This is a genomic window from Pseudomonas sp. S150 (genome assembly GCF_004526365.1).
Taxonomy (GTDB): Bacteria; Pseudomonadota; Gammaproteobacteria; order Pseudomonadales; family Pseudomonadaceae; genus Aquipseudomonas; species Aquipseudomonas putida_A.
On sequence record NZ_CP038207.1, the window covers coordinates 5,322,129 to 5,334,877 of the forward strand.

A 12,749-nucleotide genomic window follows, 5' to 3' on the forward strand; every position below is an offset into this window, starting at 1 on the left:
GAGCGCTATCGATGTCCTCTCGCCTTACCCGCCAGACTGCTTCCCCTTCCCGCGTATTGTCGCTGCTGACGGCCGCCATCCTCATGGCCGGCACCGCACCGCTGATGGCTGCCACCGAACAACCGGCGCGCAACATGGGTGATTATTCGTTCTCGATCGGCCAGCAACCGCTGGTGTCGGCGCTCAATGCCTTTACCAGCGTCACTGGTTGGCAGGTCGGCTTGCCGGCGGAACTGGGTCAGGGTGTTTCGTCGCCGGGCGTGCGCGGTTCGCTGCCGCCGGAAAAAGCCCTGGAGCGCCTGTTGGTGGGGACCAACCTGAGCTTCCGCAAGCTGAGCAACAATAACGTGGTGCTGGAGAAGCGCAGCTCCAGCGGTGCACTCAATCTGGATCAGGTGACCATCAGCGCCACTCGCCAGGAACAGTCGGTCAGCAGCGTTCCGGCCACAGTCACTGTGCAGACCCGCCAGGACCTCGACCGCAACAACGTCAACACCATCAAGGATCTGGTGCGCTACGAGCCGGGCGTGTCCGTCGGCGGCGCCGGCCAGCGTGGCGGTATCAGCGGCTATAACATCCGCGGCATCGACGGCGACCGCATCCTGACGCAGGTCGACGGCGTCGAAGTGCCGGACGGTTTCTTCAACGGCCCGTACGCCAAGACCCAGCGCAATTACGTCGACCCGGAAATCGTCAAACGCGTGGAAATCCTCCGGGGTCCGGCCTCGGTGCTGTACGGCAGCAACGCCATTGGCGGCGCCGTCAGCTACTACACCCTCGAGCCGGACGACATCATCAAGCCCGGCAAAGACGTCGGCGCTCGCTTCAAAACCGGTTACAGCTCCGCCGATGAGAGCTGGCTGAAATCCGCCACCGTCGCCGGGCGTGCCGAGCAGTTCGACGGCTTGCTGCACTTCAGCCAGCGCGACGGTCACGAAACCGATTCCTACGGCAGCAACAACGGCACGGGCCTGGCGCGCACCGCTGCCAACCCGGAAGACGTCAAGGCCACCAACGTCCTGGCGAAGATCGGCTGGAACTACAACGAAGATTCCCGTCTGGGCCTGACCTACGAGAAGTACAAGGACGATCGCGACACCGATCAGAAAAGTGCCTACGGCGGCCCGTACTTCAACGGCGCGCCGACCATCCCCAACAGCATGCTGCCCGGCGGCATGTACCAGTGGCGCACCGGCAATGACACCATCACCCGCGAGCGTTTCGGCCTCGAGCACAGCTTTGCCCTCGACAGCCTGCTGGCCGATAACGTGAAGTGGAGCCTCAATCACCAGATCGCCAAAACCGATCAGAGCACCGAAGAGTTCTACTACCCGATGACCCGTAAAGTGCTGCGCACCCGCGACACGATCTACGAGGAAAAACAGTGGGTATTCGATGCGCAGCTGGACAAGGCCTTCGCCATCGGTGACACCGATCACGTGCTGACCTACGGCACCACGATCAAACAGCAGAAAGTCACCGGTTCGCGCAGCGGCGACGGCAAGTGCCTGGCAGTCGGGCGTGGTTGCACCGCCATCGGCGCCACCAGCGCGGCGGACGTGCTGAAAAAATCCAGCGACTTCCCGGACCCGACCATCAACACCTACAGCTTGTTCGCTCAGGATCAGATCAGCTGGAACCAGTGGACCTTACTGCCGGGCCTGCGCTACGACCACACCCAGCTAAAGCCGCACATCACCCAGGAATTCCTCAACACCGTGGCCGCCGACGGCAACGGCACGGTCAGCGACGCGAACAAGAGCTGGCACAAAGTCTCGCCCAAATTCGGCCTGACCTACGCCCTGACCGAAAATTACACCTGGTACGGCCAGTACGCCGAAGGTTTCCGCACGCCGACCGCTAAAGCGCTGTACGGACGCTTTGAAAACAGCACCACCGGCTACAACGTGGCGCCCAACCCGAACCTGGAACCGGAGAAAAGCAAAAGCTATGAAACCGGTCTGCGCGGCAACTTCGAACAAGGCTCGTTCGACGTGGCGGTGTTCTATAACAAGTACCGCGATTTCATCAACGAAGACGCGGTCACTCCCGGTTACGACGAGCTGACCTTCCAGTCGAGCAACATCAAGCACGCGACCATCAAGGGCGCCGAAGTCAAAGGTCGCCTGAACCTCGATGCGTTCGGCGCGCCGCAGGGCCTCTACACCCAAGGCTCGATCGCCTATGCCTACGGTCGCAACAACGACAACGGCGAGCCACTCAACAGCGTCAATCCGCTGACTGGCGTATTCGGTCTGGGTTACGACCAGGACAATTACGGCGGCCTGCTGAGCTGGACCGTGGTGAAGAAAAAGGATCGCGTCGACGACAGCAACTTCAAGTCGCCGGATGGCGTCAGCAGCCAGTTCAAGACCCCGGGCTTCGGCATTCTCGATCTGGCCGGCTATTACAAAGTCACCGACGACGTCACCGTCAGCGGCGGCATCTACAACCTGACCGACAAGAAGTACTGGCTGTGGGATGACGTGCGCGGTTACGACAGCGTCGGCGAAGCTTCGGTGACACAACCGGCCAACCTCGATCGCCTGACCCAGCCGGGCCGCAACTTCGCGATCAATCTGGTCTGGGACATCTGAACCGCACGGCCCTGCGACGCGCATTGATCAGCGCGTCGCGGGGCTTTTTTTTACGGTTTGGCACCTGCCCGTTCGTCTCGTTATCAAGCGCCTCTTTTATCAAGGACACCCCCATGACCACTTCGGAAAAAGCCCTGCGTTCACAACGCCTGAACCAGATCACCCACGAGCCGCACAGCAAGCTCGACGCCCTGGTCAAGGCCCACGCGCCGTTCGAAACCCGCACCAACTTCGCGCGTTTCGTGGTCGCGCAGTACCTGTTCCAGTCGGAACTGGTCGATCTCTATAACAATGCCGAACTGACTGCCATCGTCCCGGATCTGCCGGCCCGTTGCCGCGCGGATGCGGCCAAGGCTGACCTGGCGGATCTCGACACCGACATCCCGGCACCGGTGGCCGGTGCGCTGAAAAACCCGAACAAAGCCCGTGCATTGGGCTGGATTTTCGTCTCCGAAGGTTCGAAGCTCGGCGCTGCGTTCCTGATCAAACGTGCGGTGGCGCTGGAGCTGAGCGAAACCTTTGGTGCCCGTCACCTGGGTGAACCGGAAGGCGGCCGTGCCGAAGGCTGGAAAAGCTTCGTGCGCACCCTCGATTCCCTGCAGTTCACGGCCGAAGAGGAAGCCGAAGTCGAGCAAGGCGCAATCGACGCGTTCAACCGCTTCACCGTGCTGCTGGAACAGGCTTACGCCACAGAAGCCGAACCGGCCTGACACAACATAAATCCCTACTGTGGGAGCGGGCTTGCTCGCGAAAGCGCTGTGTCAGCCACCTCATATGTCACTGACACAGCGCATTCGCGAGCAAGCCCGCTCCCACATTGGAACAGCGCGAGCCTGTAGAATCCCCGATTCGCCTCACTGCAACCCCGAGCCCATGCCGCAACCCGCCACCTCAAAACTCGCCCGTCTGCTGTTCGGCCTGCTGGCCTACGTCAGCCTCGGCATTGGCCTGATCGCCATCGTCGTGCCCGGCCTGCCGACCACCGAGTTCATCCTGCTCGCCGCCTGGGCCGCGACTCGCAGCTCGCCGCGCCTGAGCGCCTGGCTGGAAAACCATCGGCTGTTCGGGCCGATCCTGAGCAACTGGCGCAACGGCAAGATCATCGCGCGCAAAGCCAAGGTCAGCGCCACGATCAGCATGCTGCTGTGCGCGACGTTGATGCTGGTAATGCTCGATCACGGCTGGCCGGTGTATCTGGCGATTGCCGGGATGAGTCTGGGCAATCTGTGGATCTGGTCACGCCCGGAAGCGCTCCCCTCCTCTTCCTGACCTCCCACTATGCTTTGTGGATGTGGCTTTTGTGGTGAGGGGATTTTTCCCCTCACCACAAAGCCTCATCACCAGCAGTGCCTCGGGGTTCATGGGACTGAAACTTCCCTGTAAATAATCGCCTTTTCAGCACATTCCCCTGCGCAAACGTTTAGCGCTGACCGTTCGTCGGCAAGCGCCTCATGCACCTTCGCCGCGCGCCGATGAGCAATGCATGGCGCTGAATGGATTTGGCGAACCGGGTAGTTCATCCCGTGGCCACCTGCTCATTCATTCACGAGATCGCCCCATGTTCGACTCTCTCTCCATTCGCCTGAAAATCGTCCTGCTCTCCGGCCTGTGCCTGCTGGGGGTGGTTGCGCTGATCGTCGGCATGAACATCTACCAGACCAACCAGAACGACGAACTGGTCAGCAATTCCAGCAACCAGTTGCTCACTGCCAGTGTGCAGAACCTGTTGCAGGCCAAGGCGGCCGAACAAGCAGTGCGGGTGCAGAAGACCTTTGGCGAAAGCCTGACGGTGATCACCGCGCTGGCCGATCAGATCAAGGACATGCGCGCACTGGCCGCCAAGCGTTCGCTGGACGCCGGGGCCCTGCGTGAAGAGTTGAACCAGAGCCTGAAAACCGCGTTCGAGCGCAACGACAAGGTGCTCGGCATCTGGCTCGCCTTCGAACCCAACGGCCTCGACGGCAAGGACAGCGAGTTCGTCAACGATGCCGCGCGTCAGTCCAACGAAGCCGGGCGTTTTGCAACTTACTGGAGCCGCGCTGCCGGCTCGGCGCTGAACACGATCATGGTCGAAGAAGACATGACCAAGACCACCCTCAGCGTCAGCGGCACGCCGTACAACAGCTGGTACACCTGCCCTCGTGACAACAAGCGTACTTGCCTGCTCGACCCGTATGCCGACACCGTGGGCGGCAAGGAAATGTTGATGACCACCATTTCCGTGCCGTTGATCGTCGACGGCAAGGCGATCGGCGTGGTCGGCGTCGACATCGCCCTCGATGCCCTGCAAGCAGCGGCGGTGGATTCCCAGCGCAACCTGTTCAACAACGCCGGGCACATGCTGATCGTTTCGGGCAGCGGCGTGCTCGCTGCTGACAGTTCCGATGCGACCAAGGTTGGTAAAAAGATCAGCGATACCCTCGGTGCCGATGGCAAGGATCTGCTGCAACTGGTCAGCAGCGGCACGCCGAAGATTCTCGAACAGGGCGAGCTGATTCGCGCGGTGTATCCGGTCGATCCGATTGGCAACTCGCGGGCCTGGGGTGTGGTCATCGACTTGCCGAAACAGGTGCTGCTAGCCGACTCGGTCAAGCTGCAAGCGGTACTCGACGATGCGCAGGAAACCGGTGTGCTCACTGCGTTGCTGGTGGCTGTGGTGGCCGGTCTGGTCGGTCTGCTGCTGATCTGGCTCACCGCCTCGGGCGTGACCCGGCCGATCAACAGCGTCGCCGAGATGCTGAAGAACATCGCCAGCGGTGAAGGCGATCTGACCCAGCGCCTGAACTACAGCAAGAAGGATGAACTGGGCGAACTGGTGAACTGGTTCAACCGCTTCCTCGACAAGCTGCAACCGACCATCGCCCAGATCAAGCAGAGCATCACCGAAGCGCGTGGCACTGCTGATCAGTCTTCGGAAATCGCCCGCCAGACCAGCGAAGGCATGCAGGTGCAGTTCCGCGAAATCGATCAGGTCGCCACCGCGTCCAACGAAATGAGCGCCACCGCCCACGACGTCGCCAACAGCGCGTCGAACGCGGCCAACGCCGCCAAGGGCGCCGATCAGTCGGCCAGGGACGGCATGTCGATCATCGAGCGCAGCACCCGCGACATCAATCAACTGGCCGATGAAGTCAGCAAAGCGGTGACCGAAGTCGAAGCGCTGGCGGTCAACAGCGAGCAGATCGGTTCGGTGCTGGAAGTGATCCGCAGCATCGCCGAACAAACCAACCTGCTGGCGCTCAACGCCGCCATCGAAGCGGCCCGCGCCGGGGAAAGCGGGCGTGGTTTCGCGGTGGTGGCCGACGAGGTGCGCAACCTCGCCAAGCGCACTCAGGATTCGGTGGAAGAAATCCGCATCGTCATCGAACGCATCCAGACCGGCACCCGTGGCGTGGTCGCGACCATGCATTCGAGCCAGACCCAGGCGCACAACAACGCCGGGCAGATCCGGCAGGCGGTGGATGCGCTGGGCAAGATCAGCGATGCGGTCACGGTGATCAGCGACATGAACCTGCAGATCGCCAGCGCCGCCGAACAGCAGAGCGCCGTGGCCGAAGAGGTCAACCGCAACGTCTCGGCGATCCGCACCGTGACTGAAACCCTGACTGAACAGGCCACTGAATCGGCGGCGATCAGCAGCCAGCTCAATGCCCTGGCCAGTCAGCAGATGAAGCTGATGGATCAGTTCCGCGTCTGAAATCCACCACAGTCCCCTTGTGGGAGCGGGCTTGCTCGCGAATACGGTGTGTCAGTCACTTTATATGGCGCTGATACACCGCATTCGCGAGCAAGCCCGCTCCCACAGGGATTTGTGTTGACTCAGGAGATGAGGGTTTTCATCTAAGCCGAGATTTTTTTGCACTATCATCGCCCTCTCTCCCGGAGGGCCTTCGATGACTGATTTACTCACGTCCATTCAAGCCGCACTCGGCTTGCCCCACACGCCGATTCCGTTGACCGCCAGTGGCGCCCTGCCCTCGGCGTTTGCCGTCAGCGACCTGGCCTGCGCGAGCATCGGCGCTGCCGGTCAGGCCGTCAGCGAACTGCTCCGGCAACAGACCGGGCACTTGCCCGCCGTGGAAGTCGATCGGCGTCTGGCGTCGTTCTGGTTTGCCACCTCGTTGCGGCCGATCGGCTGGGAGATCCCGCCGCTGTGGGATCCGATTGCTGGCGACTACGCAACCGAAGACGGCTGGATCCGCCTGCACACCAACGCCCCACATCACCGAGCTGCGGCTGAAAGCGTGCTCGGTGCCTGCGCCGATCGCGCTGCCATGGCGGCGAAAGTCGCGCAATGGCGCAGCGCCGATCTGGAACAAGCGGTGGTCGATGCCAAGGGCTGCGCCGCCGAAATGCGCAGTTGGGCGCAGTGGCAGCAGCATCCGCAAGGGATGGCAGTGAATGCCGAGCCGCTGGTGCATTTCATCGATTCGCAGGATGAAATCACCCACCCGTGGCAAAGCTCGGTGGCGCAACCGCTGGCCGGGCTCAAGGTGCTCGACCTGACCCGCGTGCTCGCCGGCCCCACCGCCAGCCGTTTTCTCGCGGGCCTCGGCGCCAACGTGCTGCGCATCGATCCGCCGAGCTGGAACGAGCCGGGTGTCATTCCCGACATGACTCTTGGCAAACGCTGTGCGCGGCTGGACCTGCAGCAACCGGGCGATCGCGCGGTGTTCGAAATCCTGTTGAAGGACGCCGACATTCTCCTGCACGGCTACCGTGCCGATGCCCTGGAACACCTCGGTTTCGGCGCCGAACGCCGCCGACAACTGGCGCCGGGGCTGATCGACGTCAGTCTCAATGCCTACGGCTGGAGCGGCCCGTGGCAGAACCGTCGTGGTTTCGACAGCCTGGTGCAGATGAGCAGCGGCATCGCCGAGGCCGGACAGCGCTGGAAACAGGCTGACAAGCCGACGCCGCTGCCAGTGCAGGCGCTGGATCACGCGACCGGGTATCTGATGGCGGCGAGTGCGATCACATTGCTCACTGAACGTTTGCGCAGCGGTCGCGGCGGTTCTGCACGCTTGTCACTGGCGCGCACCGCCAAACTGTTGATCGAACATGGGCCTGGGACGAGCGAAGCGTTGCGCGCCGAGGCTAAACAGGATCAAGACTCACGGGTGGAGCAGACCCCGTGGGGGCCGGCGCACCGCTTGCTGGCACCGGTGACGATCAGCGGGACGCCGCTGCAGTGGGCGTTGCCGGCTACTGAATTGGGTTCGCATCGCGCGCAGTGGTGATGACCATTCGGGCCTCTTCGCGAGCAAGCCCGCTCCCACAGGGGAATGCATTTCAAATGTGGGAGCGGGCTTGCTCGCGAAGAGGCCCGCACTGACACCACCGATGCACAATCAATCCACCTACAGCGACAACACCCCGCTGTACAAACCATACGCCGCCAGCCCCGCGCCGATCAGCACGCAGGCGAAAATGCCTTTCTCGACAGGGGTGAACAGCGGCTCGCCCTGCTCATGCTTGGCCTTGGCAAACAGCACCACCCCCGGTGCATACAGCAGCGCCGACAGCAGCAGGTATTTCACCCCGCCGGCATACAACAGCCACACCGCGTAGCACAGGGCGATGCCGCCAATCAGCAAGTCCTTGGTGCGTTCGGCCGAGGCATGTTCATAGGTTTCGCCGCGCCCGCTGAGCAACACCGCATACGCCGCCGACCACAGATACGGCACCAGTATCATCGACGAAGCGAGGTAGATCAGGCTGGTGTAGGTGCCGGCAGAAAACAGTGTGATCAGCAGGAATAGCTGAATCATCACGTTGGTCAGCCACAACGCATTGACCGGCACATGGTTGGCGTTTTCCTTTTTCAGGAACGCCGGCATGGTCTTGTCCCGGGCCGTGGCGAACAGGATTTCGGCGCAGAGCAGCGCCCATGACAGCAATGCGCCGAGCAGCGACACCGCCAGACCGAGGCTGATCAGCAGCGCGCCCCACGGCCCGACGATGTGTTCCAGCACCGCCGCCAGCGACGGGTTTTGCAACCTGGCCAATTCGGGCTGGCTCATGATCCCCAGCGACAGCACGTTGACCAGCACCAGCAGCGCCAGCACCCCGAGGAAACCGATCACCGTGGCGCGCCCGACATCGGTGCGTTTCTCCGCCCGCGCCGAATAGACGCTGGCGCCCTCGATGCCGATGAACACGAACACCGTGACCAGCATCATGTTGCGCACCTGATCCATCACCCCGCCGAAGCTCGGGTTGCTGCGGCCCCAGATGTCGCGGGTGAAAATGTCGGCCTTGAACGCCACGGCGGCAATCACGATGAACATGATCAGCGGCACGATCTTGGCGACCGTGGTCACCTGATTGATGAACGCCGCCTCCTTGATCCCGCGCATCACCAGAAAATGCACCGCCCACAACAGCACCGACGCGCAGCCGATGGCGATCGGCGTATTGCCCTGACCGAATACCGGAAAGAAGTAACCGAGGGTGCTGAACAGCAACACGAAATAACCGACGTTGCCCAGCCACGCGCTGATCCAGTAGCCCCAGGCGGACGAGAAACCCATGTAGTCGCCAAACCCGGCCTTGGCGTAGGCATAGACCCCCGAGTCCAGCTCGGGCTTGCGGTTGGCCAGGGTCTGGAACACGAACGCCAGGGTTAGCATGCCGATGGCGGTGATCCCCCAGCCGATCAGGATTGCCCCGGCATCGGCGCGGGCGGCCATGTTCTGCGGCAGGGAAAAAATCCCCCCGCCAATCATCGAACCCACCACCAGGGCGATCAACGCACCCAGTCGCAGCTTTTGCGTCGGTTGCGACATTCCAGTCTCCCTTTTCCTGACAACGGTTCTCGAAACCTGTTTATACCTGTGGCGAGGGGATTTATCCCCGATGGGCGGCATAGCCGCCCCAAAACCTGAGAACTCGTTCTGCCTGACACCGCGCCGAATGGATCTGGGGCGGCTACGCCACCCATCGGGGATAAATCCCCTCGCCACAAGGTGTGTCTATTTCTGGGTATTAACTAAACGGATAAAGCGTAAGTACGTTTTTTGAATAACGCCAATACCCCTCTTATATATAGCCAACAACGCTAACGCATAGCACGACTAATCGCTTTTGTGCGCGAATCCTGATTATTCGATTCTGTACTGAAAACAGATGGCGAAAATTTGCCAAAAGCTGAAAAGGAACTAGCGTGATAACTCTAAAGTAATAAGACCAATTCCCAACCACATCAGTAAAAAGCCTCTAGGACGGGCTTTCCAGGCGATAGCGTTATGCCTCCAGTTGTTTCATAAGTCATTCATTAACAATGGAATGTGGCCATGCACTGATCTATGTCAGCTGATTGAACAGACAACAGATCTACGCTGTGAACTCTTCTCTCCTGCAATGGAGTCATGCAATGTCTGAAGCTCCCGGAAAACTACGACTCGGTGCATTGGTTGCCTTGGTAGTCGGCTCAATGATTGGTGGCGGGATATTCTCTTTGCCACAAAACATGGCCGCGAGCGCCGACGTCGGCGCGGTACTGATTGGCTGGGCCATCACCGCTGTCGGCATGCTCACCCTCGCTTTTGTCTTTCAAACCCTCGCCAATCGCAAGCCTGACCTGGACGGCGGTGTCTACGCCTACGCCAAGGCCGGATTCGGCGATTACATGGGTTTCTCGTCCGCCTGGGGTTACTGGATCAGTGCCTGGCTGGGCAACGTTGGCTACTTTGTTCTGTTGTTCAGCACCCTCGGGTATTTCTTTCCGATTTTCGGCGAAGGCAACACGGTAGCGGCGGTGATCGGCGCCTCGGTGCTGCTGTGGGCCGTGCACTTTCTGGTACTGCGCGGGATCAAGGAAGCGGCGTTCATCAACCTGGTGACCACCGTCGCCAAGGTCGTGCCGCTGCTGCTGTTCGTGCTGATCGCGGTATTCGCCTTCAAACTGGACATCTTCACCGCCGACATCTGGGGTGTGAAAAACCCGGATCTGGGCAGCGTGATGAACCAGGTGCGCAACATGATGCTGGTCACCGTGTGGGTGTTCATCGGCATTGAAGGCGCGAGCATCTTCTCGGCGCGGGCGGAAAAACGCTCCGACGTCGGCAAGGCCACCGTCATCGGTTTCATCACCGTGCTGCTGTTCCTGGTGCTGGTCAACGTGCTGTCGCTGGGCATCATGACTCAGCCGGAACTGGCCAAATTGCAAAACCCGTCGATGGCCGCCGTGCTCGAACACGTGGTTGGTCACTGGGGCGCAGTGCTGATCAGCGTCGGTCTGATCATCTCGCTGCTGGGCGCGCTGCTGTCGTGGGTGCTGCTGTGTGCGGAGATCATGTTCGCCGCCGCCAAAGACCACACCATGCCCGAGTTCCTGCGCAAGGAAAACGCCAATCACGTACCGGTCAACGCCCTGTGGCTGACCAACGCGATGGTCCAGCTGTTCCTGATCATCACCCTGTTTTCGGCCAGCACTTACCTGTCGCTGATCTACCTCGCCACTTCGATGATTCTGGTGCCGTACCTGTGGTCGGCGGCCTATGCCCTGTTGCTGGCGGTGCGCGGCGAAAGCTACGAAGGCTTCGCGGCCGAACGACGCAAGGATCTGATTATCGGCGGCATCGCGCTGATCTACGCGGTGTGGCTGCTGTATGCCGGCGGGGTCAAGTATCTGCTGCTCTCGGCCCTGCTCTACGCACCCGGCGCGATCCTGTTCGCCAAGGCCAAGCTGGAACTCAAACAACCGATTTTCACTAACGTCGAGAAGCTGATTTTCGCCGCAGTGGTCGTGGGTGCCCTGGTGGCTGCCTACGGTCTCTACGACGGCTTCCTGACCTTGTAACCCTTGATTTGTAATCTGGAGGATCACTGCAATGACCACGGAAAAAGTTAAGTACGGCGTCCATTCCGAAGCCGGCAAACTGCGCAAAGTCATGGTTTGCTCCCCAGGTCTGGCCCATCAGCGCCTGACCCCGAACAACTGCGATGAACTGCTGTTCGATGACGTGCTGTGGGTGGCCCAGGCCAAGCGCGACCACTTCGACTTCGTGACCAAGATGCGTGAACGCGGGATCGACGTGCTGGAAATGCACAACCTGCTGACTGATATCGTCGCCAACCCCGAAGCGCTGGACTGGATCCTCGATCGCAAGGTCACCGCCGACTCGGTAGGCCTGGGCCTGATCAGCGAAGTCAAATCCTGGCTGAAAAGCCTTGAGCCACGGCACATCGCCGAATTCCTGATTGGCGGCGTGTCCGCCGATGATCTGCCGGACAGCTTCGGTGGCAAGACCATCCAGATGTTCCGCGACTTCCTCGGCCACTCCAGCTTCATCCTGCCGCCGCTGCCGAACACCCAGTTCACCCGCGACACCACCTGCTGGATCTACGGTGGCGTGACGCTGAACCCGATGTACTGGCCGGCACGTCGCCAGGAAACCCTGCTGACCACTGCCATCTACAAATTCCACCCGCAATTCACCAACGCCGATTTCGAGATCTGGTACGGCGACCCGGACAAGGATCACGGCAGCTCGACCCTTGAGGGCGGCGACGTGATGCCGATCGGCAACGGCGTGGTGTTGATCGGCATGGGCGAACGCTCATCGCGTCAGGCGATCGGCCAACTGGCGCTGAATCTGTTCAAGAACAAAGCGGTGGAAAAAGTCATCGTCGCCGGCCTGCCGAAGTCCCGCGCCGCGATGCACCTGGACACCGTGTTCAGCTTTTGCGACCGCGACCTGGTGACGATCTTCCCGGAAGTGGTGAACCAGATCGTCGCGTTCACCCTGCGGCCTGACGAAAGCAAACAGGGCGGCATCGACATTCGCCGCGAAGAAGGCAGCTTCCTCGACACCGTGGCCAAAGCCCTCAACCTGCCGAAGCTGCGCGTGGTGGAAACCGGCGGCAACAGCTTCGCCGCCGAACGCGAGCAATGGGACGACGGCAACAACGTGGTGGCCGTGGAACCGGGCGTGGTCATCGGCTACGACCGCAACACCTACACCAACACCCTGCTGCGCAAGGCGGGCGTGGAGGTCATCACCATCAGCGCCGGCGAACTCGGTCGTGGCCGTGGCGGCGGCCACTGCATGACCTGCCCGATCATCCGCGACCCAATCGATTACTAAACCTCTGAGCCTTGGCCGCGACTTACAAAGCGCGGCCAGGGGGATAACCGACACCGAAGGA

The 12,749-nt window shown here is 61.2% G+C and carries 7 protein-coding genes and 2 pseudogenes; 8 read left to right on the forward strand and 1 reads right to left on the reverse strand.

What is annotated here, in order from left to right:
• The first annotated feature begins 11 nt into the window (after positions 1 to 11).
• The 6 genes and pseudogenes from E3Z29_RS24680 to E3Z29_RS24700 all read left to right on the forward strand — a co-directional run bounded on the left by E3Z29_RS24680 (position 12) and on the right by E3Z29_RS24700 (position 7,837).
• Positions 12 to 2,597, forward strand: coding sequence for a TonB-dependent receptor (locus E3Z29_RS24680; RefSeq protein WP_134787171.1), 2,586 nt, complete (start codon positions 12 to 14; stop codon positions 2,595 to 2,597).
• 113 nt (positions 2,598 to 2,710) lie between these two features.
• Positions 2,711 to 3,307 (forward strand): biliverdin-producing heme oxygenase, encoded by a 597-nt coding sequence (locus E3Z29_RS24685; protein ID WP_134787172.1) that lies wholly within the window; start codon positions 2,711 to 2,713, stop codon positions 3,305 to 3,307.
• Between the two features lie 163 nt (positions 3,308 to 3,470).
• Entirely contained in the window at positions 3,471 to 3,866 is a 396-nt protein-coding gene (locus E3Z29_RS24690) for a YbaN family protein (RefSeq protein WP_097085930.1), read from the forward strand.
• 553 nt (positions 3,867 to 4,419) lie between these two features.
• Positions 4,420 to 5,388, forward strand: a pseudogene (locus tag E3Z29_RS30030) (chemotaxis protein); the annotation flags it as partial.
• A 378-nt stretch (positions 5,389 to 5,766) separates the two neighbouring features.
• Positions 5,767 to 6,294: pseudogene (locus tag E3Z29_RS30035) on the forward strand (methyl-accepting chemotaxis protein); the annotation flags it as partial.
• A 196-nt stretch (positions 6,295 to 6,490) separates the two neighbouring features.
• Complete coding sequence (locus E3Z29_RS24700) at positions 6,491 to 7,837, forward strand: CoA transferase (RefSeq protein WP_134787174.1); 1,347 nt, start codon at positions 6,491 to 6,493, stop codon at positions 7,835 to 7,837.
• Between the two features lie 120 nt (positions 7,838 to 7,957).
• Here the strand turns inward: E3Z29_RS24700 and arcD (E3Z29_RS24705) are convergent, their stop codons facing one another.
• On the reverse strand, positions 7,958 to 9,385 hold the full coding sequence (gene arcD, locus E3Z29_RS24705) for an arginine-ornithine antiporter (RefSeq protein ID WP_134787175.1): 1,428 nt from the start codon (positions 9,383 to 9,385) through the stop codon (positions 7,958 to 7,960).
• Between the two features lie 587 nt (positions 9,386 to 9,972).
• Between arcD (E3Z29_RS24705) and arcD (E3Z29_RS24710) the strand changes: the two genes are divergently transcribed.
• On the forward strand, positions 9,973 to 11,400 hold the full coding sequence (gene arcD / locus E3Z29_RS24710; RefSeq protein WP_047599542.1) for an arginine-ornithine antiporter: 1,428 nt from the start codon (positions 9,973 to 9,975) through the stop codon (positions 11,398 to 11,400).
• A 31-nt stretch (positions 11,401 to 11,431) separates the two neighbouring features.
• Complete coding sequence (gene arcA, locus E3Z29_RS24715) at positions 11,432 to 12,688, forward strand: arginine deiminase (RefSeq protein ID WP_134787176.1); 1,257 nt, start codon at positions 11,432 to 11,434, stop codon at positions 12,686 to 12,688.
• The last annotated feature ends 61 nt before the right edge of the window (positions 12,689 to 12,749 follow it).